The organism is Caulobacter soli, from assembly GCF_011045195.1.
Classification (GTDB): Bacteria; Pseudomonadota; Alphaproteobacteria; order Caulobacterales; family Caulobacteraceae; genus Caulobacter; species Caulobacter soli.
Map to the genome: position 1 here is coordinate 83,008 of NZ_CP049199.1, position 22,674 is coordinate 105,681.

Below are 22,674 nucleotides of genomic sequence, written 5' to 3' on the forward strand. Positions count from 1 at the left end.
GGGATGTTCGGAAAAGTCGCCGCCTTCGAGTTTCGGTACCAGGCGCGTCAGCCCGTCTTCTGGGCCGGAGTGGTCATCTTCTTCCTGATGGCCTTCGCCACGGTGGCCGCGCCGAACATCGTCCAGCTGGGCTCCACGGCCAACGTGCACAAGAACGCCGCCTCGGTGATCGCCAGCACGAACCTGTTCCTGGCCCTGGTCTACATGTTCATCACGGCCGCGTTCGTCGCCAACATCATCACGCGCGACGAGGACACCGGTTTCGACGGCATCCTGCGCTCCACGCCGCTGGGCAAGTTCGACTATCTGTACGGCCGGTTCACCGGCGCCTTCGCCGCCGCGGCCCTGTCGTTCCTGGCCGTGCCCGCCGGCATGGCCCTGGGCGCGGTGATGTTCTGGGTCGACCCCGACAGCGTCGGGCCGTTCGTCCTGAACCACTACCTGTTCGCCTATCTGGTGCTGGCCCTGCCGTCGCTGCTGCTGACCTCGGCGGTGTTCTTCGCGGTGACCACCGTGACCCGGTCGATGATGTGGACCTATGTCGGCGTCATCGTCTTCATGGTGGCGTCGTTCATCAGCACCGGCATGCTGCGCCAGCCCGGCCTGGAGAAGATCGCCGCCCTCTGGGAGCCCTTCGGCGGCAGCGCCTACGGCCTGGCCGTGCGCTACTGGACGGCGGCCGAGCGCAACACCCAGATCCCGGCCCTGACCGGCTATCTGCTGGCCAACCGGCTGATCTGGATCGGCGTTTCCCTGGCGATCATCGCCGCCGCCTACTGGCTGTTCGACCTGCGCAAGGGCGACGGCGCCGCGCGGGTCAAGCGCGAGACCCCCGGCGAGGCCGACGCGCCGCGCCCGATCGGGATCATGCACGGCGTTCCGACCTTCGGCCGGGCGACCTGCTGGGCGCAGCTGTGGGCCCGGGCCCGGCTGGACGCCCGCCAGGTGTTCCTCAGCCCGGCCTATCTGGTGCTGGTGGGCCTGGCGGCGGCGCTGTCGGTGTTCAATCTCTGGCACGTCACCGATGACAGCCTCTATGGCGGGGCGATCTATCCGGTGACTCGGGCCATGACCGGGGCCCTGGACGGCATCTTCCCGTTCATCTCGATGATCATCGCCGCGTTCTACGCCGGCGAGTTGGTCTGGCGCGAACAGGACCGCAAGACCCACGAACTGATCGACGTCACGCCGATCGCCGACTGGGCCTTCGTGGTCCCCAAGACCCTGGCCATCAGCCTGGTCCTGCTGACCACCTTCCTGGCCGGCGTGGTCGTGGCGGTGATCATCCAGCTGATCAAGGGCTACACCCACCTGGAGCTCTTCCACTATCTGATCTGGTGGGTGCTGCCCCAGGCGATCTACTGCCTGATGATGGCCGTGCTGGCGGTGTTCCTGCAGGTGCTGTCGCCGCAGAAGTTCGTCGGCTGGGGCCTGATGGTGCTCTACATCATCGGCACGATCGTCGCGTCCAGCTGGGGGCTGGAGCACAACCTCTACATCTATCCTGAAGCCTCATCGACGCCGCTGTCCGACTTCAACGGCCAGAGCCGGTTCTGGATCGGCGCCTGGTGGTTCCGGCTCTACTGGACGGCCTTCGCGGTGGTGCTGCTGGTGCTGTGCCACGGGCTGTGGCGACGAGGGACCGAGAGCCGGCTGAGGCCGCGCCTGGCCGCCCTGCCGCGCCGCCTGAACGGCGCGCCGGGCCTGATCGCCGGGGCCGCCCTGGTGGTGTTCGCCGGCGTCGGCGCCTTCATCTACTGGAACACCAACGTCTGGAACGAATACCGCACCACCCTCAGCACCGAACGCTGGACCGCCGACTACGAAAAGGCCCTGCTCGGGTTCGAGACCACGCCCCAGCCCAAGATCGCCGCGGTCAAGCTGGACGTCGACATCCGGCCCGACGCCCCCCGTATCGACACCAAGGGCGTCTATGTAATCGAGAACCGCACCGACAAGCCGCTGCGCGAGATCCACGTCCGCTTCGACCGCGACCTGAAGGTCCTGGCCCTGTCGATCGAGGGCGCCCGGCCCAAGCGGACCTTCGAGCGCTTCAACTATCGGATCTTCGCCTTCGACACCCCGATGCAGCCGGGCGAGCGGCGCTCGATGTCGTTCAGCACCGCCCGCGTGGCCATGGGCTTCCGCAACAGCGGCCCCGACACCCACATGGTCGACAACGGCACCTTCATCAACGACCAGCAGTTGGCTCCGTCGCTGGGCATGGACCGCAGCGGCCTGCTGACCGACCGCACCAAGCGGCGCAAGTACGGCCTGCGGCCCGAGCTGCGGCCGGCCAAGCTGGGCGACATCCCCTCGCGCCAGTTCAACGGCCTGCGCCGCGACAGCGACTGGGTGACCGCCGACATCACCGTCACCACCAACGCCGACCAGACGCCGATGGCCCCGGGCTACAAGGTGTCGGACCGCGTCTGGCGCGAGACGGCCAACATGAGCGGCCCCGCCACCAACAAGGCCAGCGACCGGCGCACGGCGCGGTTCGTGACCGAGGCCCCGATCCTGCACTTCTTCTCGATCCAGTCGGCCCGCTACGCGGTGAGGACGCAGCCGTACAAGGGCGTGCAGCTGTCGGTCTATTACACCCCGGCCCACGCCTGGAACGTCGACCGGATGATCGAGTCGATGAAGCGGTCGCTGGACTACGACCAGGCCAATTTCAGCCCCTACCAGTTCCGCCAGGTGCGCTACCTGGAGTTCCCGGCCTACGGCAACTTCGCCCAGTCGTTCGCCAACACCATCCCGTGGTCGGAGAACCTGGGCTTCATCTCCCGGTACGAGGACCCGACCAAGATCGACATGGTCACCTATGTCGGGGCCCACGAGATCGCCCACCAGTGGTGGGCCCACCAGCTGATCGGCGCCGACCAGCAGGGCGGCGCGGCCCTGGCCGAGACCTTGGCCCAGTACTCGGCCCTGATGGTGATGAAGAAGACCTATGGCGAGCCGATGATCCGCAAGTTCCTCAAGTACGAACTGGACCGCTATCTGCGGGCCCGGGGCGGCGAGGTGATCGAGGAACTGCCGCTGCGCCAGGTCGAGGACCAGCCCTACATCTACTACAACAAGGGTTCGCTGGTGATGTACCGCCTGGCCCAGGAGATCGGCGAGGACAACGTCAACGCCGCCCTGCGCGAGATGCTGGCCGCCTACGCCTTCAAGGGCCCGCCCTATCCGACCACCCTGGAGCTGGTCGCCGCCCTGCGCCGCCACGCGCCGGCCGACAAGCAGGCGCTGATCACCGACCTGTTCGAGAAGATCACGCTGTATGACCTGAAGACCACCATGGCCGTGGCCCACAAGCGGTCCGACGGCCGCTACGACGTGACGCTGACGGTGAGCGCCAAGAAGCTCTACGCCCAGGGTCGAGGCCAGGAGGCCGAGGCGCCGATGAGCGAGCCGATGGACATCGGCCTGTTCACCCTGGAGCCGGGCAAGAAGGGTTTCGGGGCCGACAAGGTCGTGGCCTTCGAGCGCCGCACGATCCGGTCGGGAACCCAGACCCTGACCTTCGTCACCAGGACCCTGCCCAAGGTCGCGGGCGTGGACCCCTACAACACCGTCATCGACCGCAACGGCGACGACAACACCACGAAGGTCGAGATGCGCTAGCGCTAAAAAGGGGAGGCGGAATGTCCAGTGCGACGGAGCTGAAGCTCGACGTGGGCGGGCTGAACGCCTTCCTGTCGGCCGCCTTTCCGGATGTCGATCCGAAACAGCTGCCCAAGGTGGCGGAGGTGGAGCCGGGGCGGGTATTGCTGCGCCAGGCCTTCGCCAACCGGGCCCTGCGGCCGGGCGGGCTGATCTCGGGGCCGACCCAGATGGCCATGGCGGACACGGCGGCCTACGCCCTGATCCTGGCCCATATCGGCGAGGTGGCGATGGCGGTGACCACCTCGCTCACCATTCACTTCCTGCGCGGCGCCAAGCCGGACGATCTCTACGCCGAGGGCGCGCTACTCAAACTGGGTCGCCGCATCGCGACGGTCGAGGTGCTGATCTGGTCGGAATCGCGCGAGCGGGCCGCCGCCAAGGCGACGGTCGCCTACGCCATTCCCTAGGCGGGCCCGCGCCCGAGGACGCGGGCCTCTGGGTCAGACCTATTTCTTGGCCTTCTCTTCGGCGACCTTGGCCTCGGCCTTGTCGACCTTCTCCTCGGCCTTGGCCACGTCCTTGCCGGTGTCGAAGCCGTTCTTCAGGCCTTCGGCCATGTTCAGGTGCTCCTGGACGGCCGGGGCCGTGGCGGCGGCGAAGGCCTTGATGGCCGGAGTGTCGCCGTCCTGCGCGTAACGCTGCAGCAGGTTCAGGGCCGCCTGGTGGGCGTCGACCTGGCTGTCGGCGTACTTCTTGTCGAAGTCCTTGGCGTCGGCCTTGGTCAGGTCGTCCAGCTTGCCTTGCAGGTCTTCCGGCAGGGCGGTCGGCGGGGTGATGGCGGCGCCCGAGGCGGCGATCGCGGCCTTCAGGTCCTCGGTCGTCTTGGTGTGGGCCTTGACCATCGCGGCGGCGAACTTCTTGACGTCGGGGTTGGTCGAGCGCTTGGCGACCAGCTTGCCGGCCTCGATCTCGAACATGTCGCTGGCGGCGGCCTTGTCGACGAAGGTGGCGGCCTTGGTTTCGTCCGACGGGGTGGGGACGGTGGCGGCGGGGTTGGCGTCCGGGGTCGCGGCCTGTTCGGCCGGGGTGGCGGCGCCCTTGGTTTCCTCGGCCTTCTGGCCGCAGGCGGCGACGCTGAGGGCGGCGATGGCGGCGCCGACGATGAGAAGCTTACGGGTCATGGCTTTCTTTCCCTGCGCGTTTTTCTAGAACGTTGATCGTTCGGCGCTGCGCTGCGCCGATGAGGTCTAATCAACCTCACGCGCCCGTGATGGTTCCGTGAGCAGTGGGGAGAAAACGCATGGCCGAGACGCCGCTGAACGGCCTGCGGGTCATCGAGATGGGTTCGCTGATCGCCGGCCCCTTCTGCGGCCAGGTGCTGGGCGATTTCGGCGCCGAGGTCATCAAGCTGGAAGACCCCAAGGCCGGCGACCCGATGCGCCAGTGGGGCCGCACCAAGCCCAAGGGCCATTCGCCCTGGTGGCCGGTGATCGGCCGCAACAAGTCCTCGGTGACGTTGGATCTGCGCCTCCCGGAAGGTCGCGACATCGCCCGCGCGCTGATCGACACCGCCGACGTGGTGGTCGAGAACTTCCGCCCTGGCACGCTGGAGAAGTGGGGCATGGGCTACGCGGACCTGGCCAGGACCAATCCCGGCCTGGTGATGGCCCGGGTCTCGGGCTTCGGCCAGACCGGTCCCTATTCGCACCGCGCCGGCTACGCCCTGATCGGCGAGGCCATGGGGGGCCTGCGCCACATCACCGGCGAGGCCGATCGGCCGCCGGCCCGGGCCGGGATCTCGATCGGCGACAGCCTGGCGGGCCTCAACGCCGCGCTCGGTGTGATGATGGCCCTGCACGCCCGCCAGCGCACCGGCAAGGGTCAGGTGGTCGACGCGGCGATCTATGAGAGCGTGCTGACGGTGATGGAGAACCTGATCACCGAATACGACCTGTCGGGCTATGTGCGTGAACGCTCAGGCGCGATCCTGCCCGGCATCGCCCCGTCCAACGTCTATCCCACCCGCAGCGGCGAGCTGATCCTGATCGGCGCCAACCAGGACACCCTGTTCAAGCGCCTGTGCGAGGCCATGGGTCGGCCGGAGCTGGCGACCGACGAGCGCTATCGCGACCACGCCGCGCGCGGGACCAACCAGACCCAGCTTGACGCGACGATCGGCGGCTGGACCGTCGAGCACGACATCGAGACCCTGCTGCCGTTGCTGGAGGATGCGGGCCTCGCCGTCGGCCGGGTCTATCGCGCGCCGGACATGCTGAAGGATCCGCAGTTCGCCGCCCGCGACTCGATCGTCGAGGTCGCCCACCCGGTGTTCGGCACGGTGAAGATGCAGAACGCCTTTCCGCGCCTGTCGGAAAATCCCGGCAGCGTCCGCTGGCCGGGTCCGGCCCTGGGCGAACACACCGACGCGGTGCTGAGCGCGGTGGCCGGGCTGTCGGCCGAAGCGATCGGCAAGCTGCGGGCCAAGGGCGTGGTGTGAGAGGCGAGACAGGGCGCGCTTGGGGACGCACGCCTGCGTGTGTTCCCGGTCCTTCGCCTGGCAATCCTATGAAATCGCTGCCCTAAATCTTTATTCCCCTCACCCTTTCAGGTCGCCCGTATCCTGATCTCACCTCGCAGCAGGGAAAGGGCGCATGGCCAGCGACCGATGCGGCGGCGAGGAGCGATCGAGCGGGAAGCTCTGTCGGCGGTTCTTTTCGGAGGACCAAACCTTGCGTCTCTGGTGCCGGTCGGGCCTGGAACACAGATACGACGTGACGTGAGGGCTGACTTGGCGGCAGGCGAGCGGTGACAGGCTCGCGGTCCGGGACAGGGGTTCGTTGACCTGGCCCGCCCGTCGGAGGCTTCAAGGCGGCGAGGTCCTAACAGGGCTCAGCGTCGCGGGCTTTCGGATAACGACCGCGCGGAGCGAACGGGCTTCGTCGAAACGGTTATTTTCTATGTCTTCCGGACGTCGTCCGGCGCTCCGCGACCCTTTCCACCAGCTCACAGCCAGATTGGCGTGAGATCACACTGACTTGCCCCCACCTGGCGGCTTCGCCGCCTGTCCGCCCCCGTAGGGGGCGGAGGCTTTTCCCCCTGTGGGGGAAGACGACCGCGAAGCGGTCCGTAGGGGGCAAGTGGTCGTTGCGGGAACGAAAGGGACTTTACCGCCCCGTCACCGACGCCAGGGCTCGGGCGATCTGGTGGACGTTGTAGGGTTTGCGCACGATCGGGGCGTCGAAGCCCATCGGGGCGGCCTTGTCGGCGTAGCCGGTGGCGAACACGAAGGGCCGGCCTTCACGGCGCAGGACCTCGGCGACCGGGGCCACCGACTGGCCGTTGAGATCGGCGTCCAGAACAGCGGCGTCGAACGACAGCTCCAGCATCTGCAGGGCCTCGGCCAGTTCGGCCGCGCAGCCCACGACCTCGACGCCGGAATCCTCCAGCCCCGCCTCCAGCTCCATGGCCAGCAGCAGCGAATCCTCGACGATCAGCACCCTCAGGCCCGCGATGTCGCCGGCCCGGAAGCTGTCGTCGCCGCCGCCGACGGTCTCGACGATGCGGGTGTCGGGCGTCTCGACGGGTTCGGGCTGGGGCTCGTCGACCAAGGCGTCGGCGGCCGCGTGGATCATCGCCGTGACGCCGCTGCGCTTGTATTCGACGGTCGCCCGGCCGCCCAGCTCGCGCCCGACCACGTCCTCGATCAGGGTCATGCCGAAGCCGCGCACGTCCGGCGGCGTGGTCATCGGCCCGCCGGTCTCCAGCCATTCCAGATTGAAGCCGCCGTCCGCGGCCACGCGCCAGACCACCTCGACCCGGCCGCTCTCGACCGACAGCGACCCGAACTTCACGGCGTTGACGGCCAGCTCGTGCAGGGTCAGCGACAGGGCCGCCGCGGCGCGCGGGGTCAGGAACAGCTCGGGCCCGTCCCAGCGCGTCTGGTTGGGGGCTACCCCGCCCAGCTCGGCGGCGGCGATCCGGGCCAGGGTGGCGCCGCGCCAGCGGGCCGCGCTCAGCAGGTCGTGGGCCGAGCTCATCGATTTCAGCCGGCCGTTGAAGGCCTTGAGGAAGCCGTCCAGCGACGAGGCCTTGCGGGCCGACTGGCCGGCCACCGACTGCACGACGGCCAGGATGTTCTTGATGCGGTGGTCCAGCTCGGTGAGCAGGTTCTCGCGGCTGTCGTCGGCGTCGCGGCGAGCGGTGACGTCCTGGATTACGCCGATCAGCCGCAGCGGCTGGCCGTTCGCGTCCAGCACCATCAGGCCGGCGACGCGGTTCCAGATCACCCGGTCGGGATCGGAGGTGACCCGCCGGAACTCGATTTCGTAGCGGCCGTGGGCCGCCAGCTGGGCCTCGACGTCGGCGCGGACGGCCTCGCGGTCTCCCGGCCAGATGATCGAATAGAGTTCCTCGCCGCCCTGGGCCGGGGTCACGCCCTCGGGGATCTCGGTGATCTTCGACATCCGCGCGCTGACCCGCACCGTGTCGGCGGCGATGTCCCAGACGAATTCGCCGAGATTGGCGGCGCGCAGGGCCAGGGCGATCCGTTCGGCGTCCAGGGTGCGCTCGGTCGCGTTGCGGGCGGTCTCGGCGTCGTGCAGCAGCTCTTCCATCGCCAGGGCGGCGAGGTCGGCCAGGGCGTCGGCCAGGCCGGTGTCGACGGCCTCGCGCGGGGCGGGGTCCTCGACGGTCAGCAGTCCGACGATCTCGCCCGAGGCGGTCTTCAGCGGCGCGCAGGCGAAGAAGCGGCTGTCGGCGCACCAGGGCCGCAGGGCGTTGTCGGGCGCGCTGGCCAGATCGGGATTGGCGACCACGCCGCTTTCACGCAGGCGGTCGGACAGGCCGGCGGGCCGGGGCTCCTCGACATGGTTGAAGCCGACCCTGGCCTTCAGCCAGACCCGGTCCTTGCCGATCAGCCGGATCGCCGCCTTCGGCGCGCCGAACAGGCGCGAGGCCAGGCGGACGATTCGATCGAATCGGGGATCGGCCGGGTCGCCGTCGAAAGCGCGAAGGGCGTCGAGGGCGCGCAGTCGACGCGCCTCCTGATCATCTGCCAGCGATCCGCCCGCATCGTCCATGATTCGACCATAGACTGGGTTCGCGCAGGGCGCGAGATCGATAAAGGCGATGCTCCGCCTTACCCCCAAAGATCGCCGTGAAGATCGGCTGTGGTGAAGCTCCAACCTTGGCGCTACAATGGAACTTGTCGCCTCGGCATTGCGTTGTGCGGGCGCAGCTTCGCAGCTGCCCGCCCCCCACAAGCTTGAGCCGCGAACCGGAGATTTTCATGCCCGACAACAGCCTGAACCCCGCCATCAACGAAGCCAACAAGGCCTCGTCGAACGCCAGCGCGGCCCTCGATCACGCCGAGCGCAGCTTCGGCGAAGCCGCCAGCGCCGCGCGCGGCAACCTCAGCGAAGCCGCCGCCTCGGCCAAGGCCAACCTGAGCGACGCCGCCAAGCGGATCGAAGCGTCCCTGACCCAGGGCCTCGAAACCCTGCGCGCCCAGACCCGCACCTACACCGACACCGCCGGCCAGCAGGTCGATGAAGCCGGCCGTTATGTCAGCGAACGGGTCCGCGAGCGTCCGATCACCGCCACCCTGGCCGGTCTCGGCGTCGGCGTTCTGCTGGGCCTGCTGCTGGCCGGAAACCGTAGCGGCCGCGACAAGTGATCTTCGGCAAGACCCTGACAACCCTGGCAGCGGCCGCGGCGATCGCCGCGGCCGCTGCTGTGAGCGTGGTCGCCGCCGCCTTCGCGCTGTTCGCGGTGCTGGCGCCCCATCTGGGCCCGGCCGGCGCCGCGGCCGTGGTCGCCGCCGTGGCCGCGGCGATCGTCGGCCTGGCCGGCTTGCTGGCCGCGCTCAAGGTCGAGGAAAAGGCCCGCCCGGCGCCCGCGGCGGACCCGCTGTTCTTCGCCGAGAAGGCCATCGAGATGATCAAGGATCGCCCGATCCTGACGGTCGGTGCCGGCCTGGCGGCGGGGATCATCGCCTTCCGCAACCCGGCCCTGGCCGCGATCGTCGCCAAGGCTTTCGTGGATTCGCAAAAGCCGCCGCCGCGCTAGTTTCAATCTCCGAAGCGCGCCCGGCGCGCTTTGGCGACAATCGACAAGACGAGCCTTTCCCGCCTCTGGTTTTATGGGCCTCCCCGCCCATCTTCCGGGGGCGTTTTGCCCTGGAGCGATCATGTTCAAACTCCCCGACCTGCCCTACGCCTATGAAGCCCTGGAGCCGACCATCTCGGCCAACACGCTTCATTTCCACCATGACAAGCACCACGCGGCCTATGTGAACGCGCTGAACGGCCTGCTGCCGGAAGGCGACACGCGTCCGCTGGAAGCCGTGATCAAGGAAGCCGGCCCCGGCAAGGTGTTCAACAACGCCGCCCAGATCTGGAACCACCAGTTCTTCTGGGATTGCATGAGCGCCGACAAGGCCGGCCCTTCGGCCGAGCTGTCGGCCGCGATCGCCGAAGCCTTCGGCGACCTGGCCGGCCTGAAGGAAAAGTTCGTCGCCGAGGGCATCGGCCACTTCGGCTCGGGCTGGGTGTGGCTGGCCGTGCAAGGCGGCAAGCTGGTCGTCCTGTCGACTCACGACGCCGATGACACCCTGACCAAGGACGGCATCGTCCCGCTGCTGGTCTGCGACGTCTGGGAGCACGCCTACTATCTGGACCACCAGAACAACCGGAAGGGCTTCCTGGAAGCCTGGTTCGACGTCCTGCCCAACTGGGCGTTCGCCGACGCCCAGTTCGCCGCGGCCAAGGGCCAGGGCGCGGTCTGGACCTTCCCCGAGTCGGCCTGACCGGTCTCGGATTTCTAGACCTGGAGCGGCGCGACCTCGGTCGCGCCGTTTTCGTTTGGGCTCTTGGGCACGCACCGGCGGGGGACCGACCAGGTCCGGAAGGTCACGAACTGGGTCCGCTCGAAGGCCAGGGCCGTGATGCGGATGTCGACGTCGTCGACCTCGATCAGGTTGAAGCTGGGCGGCACCCCGCGCTCGCGCACCGACAGGGTGCCCGAGCCCACCGCCTGGGTGCAGCCGTCCGAAAACGGATAGGGATGCACGAACGGCGCGTGGATGTGGCCGGTCAGCACCAGGTCCGCCCCGGCATGGGCGAAGGCCTGGGCCGCCGCCATGCCGCCGTGCACCTTGGCGGTCATCGGGCCGCCCAGCATCTCGATCAGCGGATGGTGGCAGACCACGATCTTCAGGGCGTCCGGGGCGGCCTCCTTCAGGTCGGCGCAGACCTCGCGGACCTGCCGGCGCGACACCGCGCCCTTCGACCAGTTCAGGCGCAGCTGGAAGGCGCGGGCCGAGTTGAGGGTGACGACCGTGGCGCGCGGATCGTCCCAGTCGCTGTTCATCCGCTCGCCGAACCGGTCCTCGTAGCGCCGCCAGGGTTTGACCAGCCGGGTCAGGATCTCACGCGGGCCGACGAACGGGGTGTCGTGATTGCCCGGCGTGACGATGCGCGGCGACGGCAGGCGGTTCAGCCAGGCCAGGGCGGCGTCGAACTCCTCGACCTTGCCGTCCTTGGTCAGGTCGCCGGCGGCGATCACCAGGTCCGGCCGCTCGGCGTTGATCCGCTCGACGGCCGCCTCGACGGCGGCCTTGTGCTCGCCGCCAAAATGGATGTCGGAAACTTGAACCAGCTTCAGCGGTTTCATTTGCCCGAGACCGCAGGTGAAGGAACCAGCGCGCGGAAGGCCTTGGGGCGGAAGCGGATGCTGACGGTGTCGTCCAACCGCACCGGCTCGCCGTCCAGGATGGCCGGGATGCGCCCGCCGGCCCAGACCTTGCCGACCCGGCAGCGGCCGACGATCACGGACGGGTCGTTGCGCCAGTTGCCGGCCACGGTGTTGACCCCCAGGCGGAAGATGTCGAGCGCGCTGGCCGGGTCCAGCGCCGCGGCCTCCAGGGCCTGCTCGTCCTCATGCAGTTCGGCCGAGACAAGCGGGCACATCAGGCTCAGCGCCTCGGTCTTGCCCTTGGGCCGGCCGTCCAGGACATAGCGCAGGCGGCTGGAGAAGGCCCGGCGCAGGGCCCGCTGGGCGCGCATCAGAGCCAGGTCCGCTCGGCCGGCCCGAGCGGCTTCGCGGGCCTCGGCCCACAGGGCGGGGCTGCCGAGGATGGCGGCGACGAAGAAGACGCGGCCGTTGATCTCGCCGCCGGAGATCATTCGCTCCTGGCCGCCCTTCAGGCAGTCGGCCATGGCCTGGGGCCACGGGATCGGGCCGTAGAGGGCATGGGGCAGCATGTTCATGGTGCCGCCGGGCAGGGGGGCGATCATCGGGCCATGAGGGCCGGCCATTTCAGCCGCCGCCCGCGCCGTGCCGTCGCCGGCCACCACCAGAATGGCGTCGGGCTTGGACTCGATGGCGTCGCGCAGGCAGGCGTTCAGCTCGCCTTCGCTGGGGGCGTGGACCCGCCCGGTGACGCCGTGCTCGGCCAGGATGGCCTCGGCTTGGGCCGGGGCGTCCTTGCCCACCGAGCCGGAGGCGATGTTGGTGACGACTTCCACACGCATGCGAAATTCCAGAAAGGCGCAGCTGCGCGGGACGGTCCGACACCAGAAACGGCGGCGCTTGATCACGGTTCCCGGAACCGTTGGCGAGGCGAGGCCGTTTGCCTGCTGGGACAAGCTCGAACGGAGAGCCACGATGAACAAGACCTTGATCGCCCTCTTGGGCGTCGGCGTGCTGGCCAGTGCTTGCACCGCCACCGGTAACACCGAGCGTAACGCCGCGGGCGGCGCGGCCCTGGGCGCCCTGGCGGGCGCGGTGGTCGGCAACAATGTCGGCGGCGGCAGCGCCACGACCGGTGCCCTCGTGGGCGCGGCCCTTGGCGGCTCCGTCGGCGCCGTGAAGGGTTGCCGCGAGGATGGCGGCTGCGGCGCGACCAACGTCAATCGCCGTCAGTACTATGACGAGCGCGCCGGACGGTATTACTACTACGACTCGCGCAGCGGTCGTTACTACTGGGAAGACGGCAGCCCCCGTTAAATCGGGCCAAGCCTGAAATCTTCAGAAAGGCGGTCGGCTGGTGTCGGCCGCCTTTTGCGCGCCGTGGTCCCAGAGATGGGGCGTCAGAGAGGGCAAGCGATGAGAAAACTCGGATTGGCGATGATCGGGGCGGCGGTCATGGGAGGTCTGGTGGCGGGATGCGCGAGCAGCCCCTGGCCCAAGTCGCGCTCCCAGATCGTGCAGACCGCGCCGACGTGCGAGGACTTCGCGGTCCAGATCTATTTCGAGAGCCAGTCGGCCAAGCTGACCAGCGAAGCGCGCCAGGTGCTCAAGGAAGCGGACGCCTTGACCACCGGCTGTAAGGTCGAGTCGGTGAAGGTGCTCGGCTTGGCCGACGCCGTCGGGGCTCCGGACGCCAACCTGACGCTGTCCAAGCAGCGGGCCGACGTGGTGACGCGGGCGCTAGGCAAGCTCGGCCACGGCAAGGTCGTGTTTGACGTCGCCGCTGCCGGAGACGCCGGTGCGACGACCCGCGGCGGCGAGGCCCGTCCTCTGCGGCGCCGGGCCGACATCCAGTTCGATCTGGACGGCAAGCTGCGCTAGTCGCGGCCGTGTGATCGCGGACATCAAAAAAGGCGGATCCGAAGGGTCCGCCTGAAAGGCTTGTAAAGCTGGGGGTGCGGAGGCAGCAGGCCAGCTTTCGCCAGCCTCAAGTCGGGGGGGCGTCGCCGCCTCCGCAATTCGAAAACGTCGTTTCCAGAACCCGGTTCCCGCCGCCTGAAACTTTTTTCGACTTTTCCGCGATTATTTTTCAAGGACCGGCAAACCCCTCTCCGGCCAAGGTCGCGAGGGAACGCCACAAGGGGCGGAACGTTGATTTCCTGAAGGCCAAGCGGCCTTGAACTGGGGAGCAACGTCGTGATCCGCACCTATCAGGCCGAACATGGTGGACTGGCTTTCGAAACCGCGCCGACGCGCCGGGAGAAGGCCAGGCGCAATCGGATGACGGCCCTGGTGGTGATCGCCGTGGTGGCGGCGTCGGCGGGCGTTCTCCAGCACTTCAACGACAACCTGGCTTCCAGCGGTCCGACGGCGTCGGACGCGGGCGCCTATTCCGCCGCCCGATAAGGAGGCCTTGAAATGCCCGCCGACCTTGAACAACACCATCCCGCCGTCAATGCGACCCGCGCCCGCCAGGGTCGATGGGGCAAGCACGTTTTCTGGGTGCTGATCATCTCGACCGTGCTGGCCGCGGCCGCCCTGTTCGGGGCCTGGGGCCTGCGCTCGGGCGACTTGGCCGGTGTCGAGCACAACAACGGCGCCAAGACCACGCAGGAAGCCGAGCGCTATTCGACCGATCAGGCGCCGGTGAAGCAGACTCCCGCCGGCTGATCCGCCTTTAGCCTCGGAGCGCCGCCCATGAAAAAGGCCCCGGTGGAAACCGGGACCTTGATCGTTTCGCAGTCTGACGTGGATCAGGCCGCCTTTTGGGTCCGGCGCGGATGGAAGAACAGCGCCTGGCCGATCGCCGCCTTCACCGTTTCCGGCTGGAAGGGCTTGGTGATCAGGAAGGTCGGTTCCGGACGCTCGCCGGTGAGCAGGCGTTCGGGGAAGGCGGTGATGAAGATCACCGGCACGTCCAGGCGGGCCAGGATGTCCTTGACCGCGTCGATGCCCGACGAGCCGTCGGCCAGCTGGATGTCGGCCAGGACCAGGCCTGGGGTGCGGCGGGTCACGGCGTCCACCGCTTCACCGCGGGTGGCGGCGATGTCGATGACCTCATGGCCCAGTTCGCGAACCAGGGCCTCGATGTCGGCGGCGATCACCGGTTCGTCCTCGATGATCAGGACTTCGGTGGCCAGCTCGGCGTCGATCTCGCTCTGCGCCTCGGAGATCAGGCGTTCGACCTCGGCGAAGTCGCAATCCAGGATTTGCGAGGCCTCGGTCGGCGTGAAGCCTTCCAGGGCGGTCAGCAGGAACGCCTGGCGCGAACGCGGAGCGATCCGCATCAGGCGCTGCGAGGCGTCGTCGGCCGCGCTGATCGAATCGTCACGGCGCGCTTCCAGCTGGGCGCCCGAGGACAGCCAGATCGCGTGGAATACGCGGTAAAGCGCGACGCGCGGCGACAGATTGGCGTCCAGCGACCGCTCGCCGGCCGCCAGGGCCTCGAGCGCGACGCGAACATAGTGGTCGCCAGTGGTCTGGTCGCCGGTAAGCGCGCGGGCGTAGCGACGAACATAAGGCAAGTGCGGCGCCAGCCGGGCAAGAAGACTCATGACCCCTCCCGTGTGAGTGTCTTCGGAACAAAAAAGCCTGCGGTGCGGTGAAGCTACGCCGTTCGGCCATCCGAACATAAACGCAACCCTCAGGCGCCGGTTCCATGACAGGTTCCGAAGTCCGAATAATTTTGCCATCATATGCTCAAGCTTGTGGAACCCCATACGGAATCCGACGTTGTCATCCGGCGTACTCTCATTCGGCCAAAGGGGGCGGGCGCTGCGTTTTGTCGGCGTCGAGGACATGATCGAACACGTACCCATGGAAGATCACCGCAAAGGGGCGGCCGCGCTCGATGAAGCTCGGCTCCGTCAGCAGGCTATCGGCGTCAAGCTTCGTCAAATGTTCGACGAGGTCGTGAACGAGCCGGTTCCCGACGAGTTTCTGGATATCCTGCGCAAGGCCGAAACGCCTTCGGGAGAGCGTTGAGCATGAGCGAAGCGCAAGTTGGCCGGTCGCCGTTCGATCCGGTCCGTGACGTGGCCTTCAAGAAGGAACTCGTCACGCTCATCCCTCATCTGCGCGCTTTCGCCCGGACGCTTACCGGCGATCCCACCGCCGCCGACGATCTGGCGCAGGACGCCATGATGAAGGCGTGGGACGCCCGCGCCAGCTTCCAGCTGGGCACCAACATGAAGGCCTGGACCTTCATGATTTTGCGCAACCAGTTCTATTCCGAGAAGCGCCGTTCGTGGCGCCAGAGCCAGCTCGACCAGGAGGCGGCCGAACGCACCCTGGTGGCGGTGGACGATCCCGAAGCGCCGGTGGCTCTGGACGAGCTGCGGCTCAGCCTGGCCATGCTGCCGCCGGAACAACGCGAAGCCCTGATCCTGGTTGGAGCCGGCGGCTTTGCCTACGAAGAGGCCGCTGAGATCTGCGGCTGCGCCGTGGGCACGGTGAAAAGCCGGGTCAGCCGGGCGCGGCGGGCCCTGCAGGCGATCCTCGAGGCCGGCGCCTATGACCGCGACGGCGGCGCCGCCGGCGACGCCATGTACGCCATCCTGGCTGACGCGGAGAGACTGAGCACCCTGCGGTGAAGTCTTTCCTCGGGCGAGGAGCCGGCGCGGTCGGATCCATTCGGGTCCGTCTGGCCGGTGCGTTGTTCCTTGCGCTTTTGCCGGTCCTGATCCTCGGCGTTCTGCAATCGGTGTTCGCCTTCAAGGCCGAGGCTGACTCACGTCGCCAGAGCCTGGAGCTGGCCGCCGGCCGCAGCGCCGCGATCGCCCGCGCCCGTATCGAGGCGGCCGGCGTCCTGCTCCAGACCCTGGGGCCGGGTTCTGTCGGCCTGGCCTGCACCCAGCGGCTGGACACGGTGAAGCAGCGCCTGCCGGGCTACGCCAACCTGATCCGCTTCGACGCCTATGGCCGGGTGTCCTGCGCGGCGGCCACGACGCCGCCGGACGCCACCCGCGCCAATCGCCGCTGGTTTCAGCGCCTGGCCGGCGGTTCGCACATGGTGGTGGCCAGCATCCCGGGGGTCGACTACGCCGACGAGCCCGCCGTGCTGACTGCGGTGAGGGCCGAACGCCCAGACGGCCGTTTCGATGGGGCCATGGCCGCCGTCCTGACCCTGTCGACCATCCAGCCCGAGACGGCCAACCGGTACCTGCCCGGCGGGGCCGAGGTCGCTCTGGCCGATTCCGAGGGCCACGTCTTCGCCGCCACCAACCGGAGGGCTTTCGGAACGCCGCCGGCCAGCTGGCGGACCGATGCGGTCAAGAGCGGTTCGGCTCTGTGGTCGGGCCGTGACGCCGACGATCGTCCGCGCGACTTCTCGGCCGCGCCCCTGGTCGGCGAAGAGGTGTTCGTGATCCTGTCGGCCAAGGCTCCAGGCCTGGCGTCCTGGGCCTGGCTGAACCCGATGCTGCGCCTGCTGGCGCCGCTGCTGGCCTTCGTCCTGGCCTTGGCGGCCGTGCTCTACGCCACCGAGCAGGCGGTGATCCGCTGGATCGTCTATCTGCGCAGGGTCGCGGCCATCTACGCCCGGGGTCGGTTCACCGTGCGTCCGCTGCAGGCCGAACGCGCCCCGCCCGAGATTCGGGAGCTGGCCGCCACTCTCGACGACATGGCCGCCGGCATCGTCGCCCGCGACGCCTCGCTACGTGACAGCCTGGGTGAAAAGGACGCGCTGATGCGCGAGATCCATCACCGGGTGAAGAACAACCTGCAGATCATCTCGTCGCTGCTGAACATGCAGCAGCGGGCCCTGACCGATCCGGCCGCCCGCACCGCCTTGAACGACACGCGCCAGCGAATCACCGCCCTGGCCCAGATCTATCGGGCGCTCTACCAGGGCCCCGATCTCAAGCGCGTGGACCTGCGGCCGTTCCTGGAGGAACTGACCGCCCTGCTGCTGGCCGGCGACATGTCGACCGGCGGCCCGATCCGCACCGAGGTCCACGCCGATCCGCTGGTCATCGACCCCGACCGGTTGGCGCCGCTGGCCCTGTTCGCGGTCGAGGCCATCACCAACGCCCAGAAGCACGCCCTGGCCGAGCGCGGCGGCACCCTGACGGTCGACTTCTTCGTGCGCGGCGAAGAGGCCGAGCTGGCGATCGGCGACGATGGTCCCGGCGCGCCCAAGGGGCCGGTCGAGGGCGTGGGCCGCACCCTGATGACCGCCTTCGCGCGGCAACTGCGCGGCAAGCTGTTGTTCGACACGTCGCCGGCCGGCGGCCTCCTGGTGCGCCTGGTTTTTCCCACGCCACTGGTCCCGCCGATCGAAGCGGGCTCCACCGGAACTTAGCTGGGCCGCCCACGTTCAAGTGGGGCAACACCTTAGACGCCCATTTGGGGCGATCACCGGAGAAGACCCATGCGTAAGCTCATCGTTCTGGCCGCGATCGCCGCCAGCCTCACCGTCGCCGCCTGCAACACCGTTGAAGGCGCCGGCAAGGACGTTTCGTCGGCCGGTCACGCCGTCAGCGACACCGCCAAGGACGCCAAGTAGTCCTAAGCGACTGACACCGGGTTCGGCCTCGCCGGACCCATGATCAAGCCCGCCGATCCCTGATCGGCGGGCTTTTTCACGCCAATTTCGGGAACGGAAGCCACTCTAGATTTTATTTCCACAATGCGACTTCAAGACGATCCGGTAACGCTGGATACAGCCTCGTGACAATCGATTTCGGACTTGGCGCATCGGTTACAAATCGGACCGAAATCCGGCCAGAAGCGATATTCGCCAGCCAAGCTGAACCTGCACCCTGGGGTCTCGTCCCAAGGGGTCTGGTTTCAAATTGCCGCGTCCGTCTTCAGCACCGATCTTCGTCCATAGCGGCTGGCGATGCTCCAGCACCTATGTCTGGCGCCGCTTTCGCGCCGTTCCCGAGGTGATGGCCTATTACGAGCCCTGGCATGAGCAGCTGGCGACCCTGACGCCGGAGCGCATCGCCCGGGAGCGACCCGAGACCAGCGGTCTGCGACACCCGACAGACGGCCTGCCCTATCTCCACGAATTCCAGGACCTGCTGGCGCCGCAGAGCGGCGTGCATGGCTTCGAGACTCGCTTGGCGCTGGATGACTATTTCCAGCCCGTCGACCAGGAGGATCCCGGCCAGGCCGCCTATGTCGAGACCCTGATCGCGGCGGCGCGGCGCGAGGACCGCACCCCGGTGCTGGCCTGCTGCCGGACCCTGGGCCGGGTCGGCTGGCTGCGGCGACGGTTCGGCGGCACCCATATCGTGCTGATCCGCGATCCCGTGCAGCAGTGGCGGTCGTTCTATTCGCTGCGCAAGCGGCCCCGGCCGACCTATTTCGAGCTCTGCCAGTACGTGATCCTGTCCGAGGCGGCCAGCGGCGAGGCCGGGGCCCGGCGACTGGGCCTGACGGCGGGCCGGGGCGACCTGTTCGAGCGTATCCAGGCCGTGCGCAAGCAGCTGAAGCGGGCGCCGGCCCGGGTGTCGTTCGCCGCCTTCCTGGCCGTCTATGTCCTGTCCTACGTGACGGCCCTGCCACGCGCCGACCTGGTCATCGACGTGGATCGGCTGGGAACCGACCCACAATACGCCCGCACCATGGCCACGGCGATCGAGGTGCTGACCGGGGTGAAGCTGGACTTCAGCGACTGCCGCACCCCCGCGCCTCATCCCAGCAAGGCCCGTGTCGACTATCGCAAGGAGGCCGTGGCGATGATCGAGGCGCTGGATCTGAGCGCCGCGCTGACGGCCCAGGGGCCGGTCCAGACCCTCTATCGCAAGCTGGTCAAGGCCTTGCCCGAACGCGAAGCCGCGACGCCTTGGGCGTGGGTGCTGGCCTTCTGGCGCGAGCAGAGCGCGAAACTGGGCCTGGCCCAGGCGTAGGCTTGGGGTCAGGCCGCGGCGCGGGTGAACAGGCCCGATCGGCCGGAGACCGCGCGCACGGCGCCGGTGATCCCCTCCAGGGACTCGCCGCTGCCGACCAGCAGCACGCCGTCGTCTTCCAGGCGGGCGACGAGGCTCTCGATCACCCGGCCGTGCAGGCTGGGATCCAGGCCCGGCAGGACGTTGCGCAGCAGAATGGCGTCGAACTTGCCCATCGAGGACAGGTCGGCCAGCAGGTTGATCCGCCGCCAGCGCACCGACTGACGGATGCGCGGGCTGATCGCCCACATCTCGTCGGCGTTCTCGAAATGCTTGACCAGCAGGCGGATCGGCAGGCCGCGCTGCACCTCGAACTGGGTGTAGAGGCCGCTCTGGGCCTTCTCCAGGCAGCGATCCGACAGGTCCGACCCGAAGAATTCGAACTGGGCGCCGGGCGCGATGTCGCGCGCTTCGGCGGCGGTCATGGCCAGGGAATAGACCTCCTGGCCGGTCGAGCAGGCCGCGCTCCAGATGCGGATCGGCCGATCGCGGCCCAGCTTCGACAGGGCCGGCAGCAGCTCGTCGCGCAGATGGGCGAAGACCTCGCGGTCGCGGAAGAAGGCGGTCTCGTTCAGGGTCAGGGCCTCGACGACGGCCCAGATCAGGCGGTCCTCGCGGTGGGCCCGCAGGGCGGCGATCATCGCCTCGATCGAATCGAAGCCCTCGCGGCGCGCCAGCGGGTTCAGCCGGCTTTCGACCAGATAGGCCTTGTCGCTCTCGATCCGCAGGCCGGCGCGTTGGCGGGCCAGGGCGGACAGCAGGTCCATGTCCTCGGGCGTCACAGCAGGCCCGCCTCGGCGAACTTCGCCGCGATGATGTCGCCGTCGAAAGGCTTCATGATGTACTCGTCCGCGCCGGCGTCCAGCGCCTCGCGAATGGCCTCGATCTTGTTCTCGACGGTGCAGAAGACCACGGTCGGACCCTTGCCGCCCGGCTCCTGGCGCAGATGGCGCAGGAATTCGATCCCGTTCATGACCGGCATGTTCCAGTCCAGGAGCACGGCGTCAGGCATCGCCGCCCGGCACCAGGCCAGGGCTTCCACGCCATCGGCGGCCTCGGCGATTTCGAAGCCTATGTCTTCCAGGACGCGCCGGGCGACTTTTCTGATCACCCGGCTGTCGTCAACGACGAGACAGGTCTTCACGGCACGCTCCACTTCAACCCGGCCAGCTTGGGGCGAATGGGGTTAAGGAGCGGTGACGTTAATCGCGGACTTCGCGGCTTTAATGCCGCAGGGCCTAGGCTGGGACCCAGGCCGCCAGGCTGACCTGGTCCTCGCCCAGCTCGACGCCGACCTGGCCGCCGGCCGCGCGGACCAGGGCGTGCAGATAGGCCGCCTGCACCCACGGACCGCCCAGACCCTCGGCCAGGGCCTCGCCCTTCAGGCCGGCCAGGACCTCGGGGCGGAGGCGAGCGCGGGGGCCGGCGGCGTCGGCGGTGATCGCCACCCGGTCGTCGGCGACCACGGCCCGGAGCGTCGCCTTGCCGCCGGCCGGCAGGGCGCTGGCGGCGATCTGGGCGATGTTGAGGATGGCCCGGGCGCTGGCCTTGTTCATCGTCGAGGGCGGGATGGCCCACTCCATCGTCGGCCGGACGTGGGCGAACACGCCCTGGGCCAGCTTTTCCAGCTCGCGGGAGTCGAAGTTCTCGGCCGAGGCCGAGGCGCCGAAGGCGACCCGCGTGAACTGCAGCAGATCGGCCAGCTTGCGGGCGCTGGACGCGATCAGGCTCATGGCGTCCTCGCGCATGTCCTGGGCGGAGGGATCCTCCAGCAGATCCAGGCCCGAGACGATGGCGCTGGCCGGGCTGATGAAGTCGTGACAGAGGCGCGCGGCCACCAGGGCCGCGAAGTCGGGGCCGTTGACGTTCAGTTCGGGCGCGGGGGCGGCTTCGTCGGTCATGAGGCGATCTTTGGCGTGATTTGGAAGTTTGGCAAACGGGCTGGGAGGAACGGGCTGGCGTGGGCCGGGTCGGCGGCCTATCAGGAGTCCGTCATGGATCCGTTTCTCGAGCCGGGCGTCCTGGTGCGCCATCCCGACCAGCCCGACTGGGGCCTGGGCCAGGTGCAGTCGGTGATCGGCCATCGCGTGACCGTCAATTTCGAAGACGCCGGCAAGCAGACGGTCGACGCGACGCGCGTCACCCTGCTGTTCGTCGGCGACGATCCCCGAGGTTCCTGAATGAGCGACGTCAACCTGGCGCAGATGGGCCGCGACCTGGCGGCGATCGTCGAGGCCGCCGCCGAGGTCATCCTGCCGTTCTGGCGCACCGAGCTGGACGTGGTCCGCAAGGCCGACGAGAGCCCGGTGACCGAAGCCGACCGGGCCGGAGAGCGCCTGATCCTGGGCCGGCTGGCGGAACGCTTCCCCGAGATTCCGGTGATTTCCGAGGAGGACGCCAGCGAGTTCGGGACGCCCGACGCCATCGGCTCGCGCTTCTTCCTGGTCGATCCGGTCGACGGCACCAAGGCCTTCGTGCGCGGCGATCCCAACTTCACGGTCAATATCGGCCTGATCGACCACGGGGTCCCCGTGGCCGGCGCGATCTGCGCCCCGGCCACCGGCGAGGTGTGGTTCACCAGCGCCGACGGCGTGCTCAAGCGCGAAATCCCCGGCGGCCCGGAGACCCGCGTCCAGGCTCGTCCGTGGCCCGAAGGTCAGGCCTTGGCCCTGCTCAGCCACACCATGAAGGAAGAGCGCATGGCCGAGCTGGCGACCCAGTACGGCTTTTCCCTGCGCGCGCCGATGGACAGCTCGATTAAGCTGGTCCGCATCGCCGAGGGCGCGGCCGACATCTATCCGCGCCACGGGCCGACCATGGAATGGGACACGGCCGCCGGCCACGCCATCCTGATCGCCGCCGGCGGCCGGTTCACGACGCTGGAAGGCGGGGCCTTCACGTACGGCAAGGCCGACCAGGGCTTCCGCAACGGCTGGTTCGTGGCGCGCGGGGCTTAGGGTCAAGGCGTCTCCCGTTGGTGCGGCGAAACACTTGCCCCCTACGGACCGCTTCGCGGTCGTCTTCCCCCGAAGGGGGAAGAGGCGCGTCCTCCGCCCCCTACGGGGGCGGACAGACCGCGAAGCGGTCAGGTGGGGGCAAGTCAGTGTGATCCCACGCCAATCTGGCTGTGAGCGGGATGAGGAGGCGCGGAGCGGCCGGGCCAAGCCCGGAGACCGTGGGTTTAGAGTTTGCGTTTCGGCGTGGCTCGACCGCTCCGCGAAACCGTTTTTACCGAGGGACGGCGACTGAGGGCCTGTTTCATCCCGGTCGACATTCCCCCTCGGGCGGGCAGGATCAAAGTCGCCCGGAAGGGGCCGTCAGCGACTCCGACAGATCCTGGAACAGACCGGTTTTGCTTCCCGGCCCCGTCGACCCGCCTGTCCCGCGATCGGTCTCGCCGAACCTTGGAGCCTTCTGAGCCCCGCCATTCGCCAAGAGCCGATCGCCAGGCCAGGCGGCCCCGCTCGGTTCCATCTCC

At 68.5% G+C, this 22,674-nt stretch carries 25 protein-coding genes; 17 read left to right on the forward strand and 8 right to left on the reverse strand.

From position 1 onward, the window contains the following. Positions 1-3: 3 nt before the first annotated feature. Entirely contained in the window at positions 4-3,630 is a 3,627-nt protein-coding gene (locus G3M62_RS00380) for an ABC transporter permease/M1 family aminopeptidase (protein ID WP_165183923.1), read from the forward strand. Positions 3,631-3,650: 20 nt separating this feature from the next. Next, on the forward strand, positions 3,651-4,079 hold the full coding sequence (locus tag G3M62_RS00385; protein ID WP_165183924.1) for a PaaI family thioesterase: 429 nt from the start codon (positions 3,651-3,653) through the stop codon (positions 4,077-4,079). 39 nt (positions 4,080-4,118) lie between these two features. On the opposite strand, the gene G3M62_RS00390 is transcribed toward G3M62_RS00385, so the two are convergent. Then, positions 4,119-4,793 carry a DUF4142 domain-containing protein gene (locus G3M62_RS00390; RefSeq protein ID WP_165183925.1) on the reverse strand — a complete coding sequence of 225 codons (675 nt, stop codon included), beginning with the start codon at positions 4,791-4,793 and terminating at the stop codon, positions 4,119-4,121. Between the two features lie 119 nt (positions 4,794-4,912). On the opposite strand from G3M62_RS00390, the gene G3M62_RS00395 reads away from it, so the two are divergent. Continuing rightward, the gene (locus G3M62_RS00395) at positions 4,913-6,109 is read left to right on the forward strand and encodes a CaiB/BaiF CoA transferase family protein (RefSeq protein WP_165183926.1); all 1,197 of its coding nucleotides are present in this window, start codon (positions 4,913-4,915) and stop codon (positions 6,107-6,109) included. Between the two features lie 667 nt (positions 6,110-6,776). Here the strand turns inward: G3M62_RS00395 and G3M62_RS00400 are convergent. Beyond that, on the reverse strand, positions 6,777-8,690 hold the full coding sequence (locus G3M62_RS00400; protein ID WP_165183927.1) for an HWE histidine kinase domain-containing protein: 1,914 nt from the start codon (positions 8,688-8,690) through the stop codon (positions 6,777-6,779). A 209-nt stretch (positions 8,691-8,899) separates the two neighbouring features. Between G3M62_RS00400 and G3M62_RS00405 the strand changes: the two genes are divergently transcribed. The 3 genes from G3M62_RS00405 (at position 8,900) to G3M62_RS00415 (ending at position 10,417) form a co-directional block, all read left to right on the forward strand. Beyond that, positions 8,900-9,286, forward strand: a complete 387-nt coding sequence (locus G3M62_RS00405; protein ID WP_165183928.1) for a hypothetical protein — start codon at positions 8,900-8,902, stop codon at positions 9,284-9,286. Continuing rightward, positions 9,283-9,678 (forward strand): hypothetical protein, encoded by a 396-nt coding sequence (locus G3M62_RS00410; protein ID WP_165183929.1) that lies wholly within the window; start codon positions 9,283-9,285, stop codon positions 9,676-9,678. Before G3M62_RS00405 ends, G3M62_RS00410 begins: the two co-directional genes overlap by 4 nt. A gap of 121 nt (positions 9,679-9,799) precedes the next feature. Next, positions 9,800-10,417: a superoxide dismutase gene (locus G3M62_RS00415; protein ID WP_165183930.1), complete on the forward strand. Its 618-nt coding sequence runs from the start codon at positions 9,800-9,802 to the stop codon at positions 10,415-10,417. Between the two features lie 14 nt (positions 10,418-10,431). Here G3M62_RS00415 and G3M62_RS00420 read toward each other — a convergent pair whose 3' ends face one another. Beyond that, complete coding sequence (locus tag G3M62_RS00420) at positions 10,432-11,283, reverse strand: metallophosphoesterase family protein (RefSeq protein ID WP_165183931.1); 852 nt, start codon at positions 11,281-11,283, stop codon at positions 10,432-10,434. After that, complete coding sequence (locus G3M62_RS00425; protein WP_165191154.1) at positions 11,280-12,155, reverse strand: diacylglycerol kinase family protein; 876 nt, start codon at positions 12,153-12,155, stop codon at positions 11,280-11,282. The genes G3M62_RS00420 and G3M62_RS00425 overlap by 4 nt, the downstream gene beginning before the upstream one ends. A 121-nt stretch (positions 12,156-12,276) precedes the next feature. On the opposite strand from G3M62_RS00425, the gene G3M62_RS00430 reads away from it, so the two are divergent. The 4 genes from G3M62_RS00430 (at position 12,277) to G3M62_RS00445 (ending at position 13,971) form a co-directional block, all read left to right on the forward strand. Beyond that, a complete protein-coding gene (locus tag G3M62_RS00430; protein ID WP_165183932.1) occupies positions 12,277-12,618 on the forward strand; it encodes a glycine zipper domain-containing protein in 342 nt (113 codons plus the stop codon). Between the two features lie 99 nt (positions 12,619-12,717). Next, positions 12,718-13,182 (forward strand): OmpA family protein, encoded by a 465-nt coding sequence (locus G3M62_RS00435; protein WP_165183933.1) that lies wholly within the window; start codon positions 12,718-12,720, stop codon positions 13,180-13,182. A gap of 315 nt (positions 13,183-13,497) precedes the next feature. Further along, complete coding sequence (locus G3M62_RS00440) at positions 13,498-13,707, forward strand: hypothetical protein (protein WP_165183934.1); 210 nt, start codon at positions 13,498-13,500, stop codon at positions 13,705-13,707. 12 nt (positions 13,708-13,719) lie between these two features. After that, on the forward strand, positions 13,720-13,971 hold the full coding sequence (locus G3M62_RS00445; RefSeq protein ID WP_165183935.1) for a hypothetical protein: 252 nt from the start codon (positions 13,720-13,722) through the stop codon (positions 13,969-13,971). A gap of 83 nt (positions 13,972-14,054) precedes the next feature. Here G3M62_RS00445 and phyR read toward each other — a convergent pair whose 3' ends face one another. After that, positions 14,055-14,855: an anti-anti sigma factor/receiver protein PhyR gene (phyR, locus tag G3M62_RS00450; protein ID WP_165183936.1), complete on the reverse strand. Its 801-nt coding sequence runs from the start codon at positions 14,853-14,855 to the stop codon at positions 14,055-14,057. A 244-nt stretch (positions 14,856-15,099) separates the two neighbouring features. On the opposite strand from phyR, the gene nepR reads away from it, so the two are divergent. From nepR to G3M62_RS00475, 5 genes are all read left to right on the forward strand, one after another. After that, entirely contained in the window at positions 15,100-15,285 is a 186-nt protein-coding gene (nepR, locus tag G3M62_RS00455; RefSeq protein ID WP_028040104.1) for an anti-sigma T factor NepR, read from the forward strand. Between the two features lie 2 nt (positions 15,286-15,287). Then, complete coding sequence (locus G3M62_RS00460) at positions 15,288-15,893, forward strand: sigma-70 family RNA polymerase sigma factor (protein ID WP_165183937.1); 606 nt, start codon at positions 15,288-15,290, stop codon at positions 15,891-15,893. Continuing rightward, positions 15,890-17,602, forward strand: coding sequence for a sensor histidine kinase PhyK (gene phyK, locus G3M62_RS00465; RefSeq protein WP_165183938.1), 1,713 nt, complete (start codon positions 15,890-15,892; stop codon positions 17,600-17,602). Before G3M62_RS00460 ends, phyK begins: the two co-directional genes overlap by 4 nt. Positions 17,603-17,671: 69 nt before the next feature. After that, positions 17,672-17,806, forward strand: a complete 135-nt coding sequence (locus G3M62_RS00470) for an entericidin A/B family lipoprotein (RefSeq protein ID WP_165183939.1) — start codon at positions 17,672-17,674, stop codon at positions 17,804-17,806. Positions 17,807-18,095: 289 nt separating this feature from the next. Next, a complete protein-coding gene (locus G3M62_RS00475; protein WP_165183940.1) occupies positions 18,096-19,157 on the forward strand; it encodes a hypothetical protein in 1,062 nt (353 codons plus the stop codon). A gap of 8 nt (positions 19,158-19,165) precedes the next feature. Here G3M62_RS00475 and G3M62_RS00480 read toward each other — a convergent pair whose 3' ends face one another. From G3M62_RS00480 to chpT, 3 genes are all read right to left on the reverse strand, one after another. Further along, the gene (locus G3M62_RS00480; RefSeq protein ID WP_165183941.1) at positions 19,166-19,978 is read right to left on the reverse strand and encodes a CheR family methyltransferase; all 813 of its coding nucleotides are present in this window, start codon (positions 19,976-19,978) and stop codon (positions 19,166-19,168) included. Beyond that, complete coding sequence (locus G3M62_RS00485) at positions 19,975-20,352, reverse strand: response regulator (RefSeq protein WP_165183942.1); 378 nt, start codon at positions 20,350-20,352, stop codon at positions 19,975-19,977. The genes G3M62_RS00480 and G3M62_RS00485 overlap by 4 nt, the downstream gene beginning before the upstream one ends. 82 nt (positions 20,353-20,434) lie before the next feature. Next, complete coding sequence (gene chpT / locus G3M62_RS00490; protein ID WP_165183943.1) at positions 20,435-21,097, reverse strand: histidine phosphotransferase ChpT; 663 nt, start codon at positions 21,095-21,097, stop codon at positions 20,435-20,437. Positions 21,098-21,190: 93 nt separating this feature from the next. On the opposite strand from chpT, the gene G3M62_RS00495 reads away from it, so the two are divergent. Then, positions 21,191-21,376, forward strand: coding sequence for a DUF3553 domain-containing protein (locus G3M62_RS00495; protein ID WP_035080297.1), 186 nt, complete (start codon positions 21,191-21,193; stop codon positions 21,374-21,376). Next, the gene (gene cysQ, locus G3M62_RS00500; RefSeq protein ID WP_165183944.1) at positions 21,377-22,153 is read left to right on the forward strand and encodes a 3'(2'),5'-bisphosphate nucleotidase CysQ; all 777 of its coding nucleotides are present in this window, start codon (positions 21,377-21,379) and stop codon (positions 22,151-22,153) included. It abuts the gene before it with no gap. Positions 22,154-22,674 lie beyond the last annotated feature (521 nt).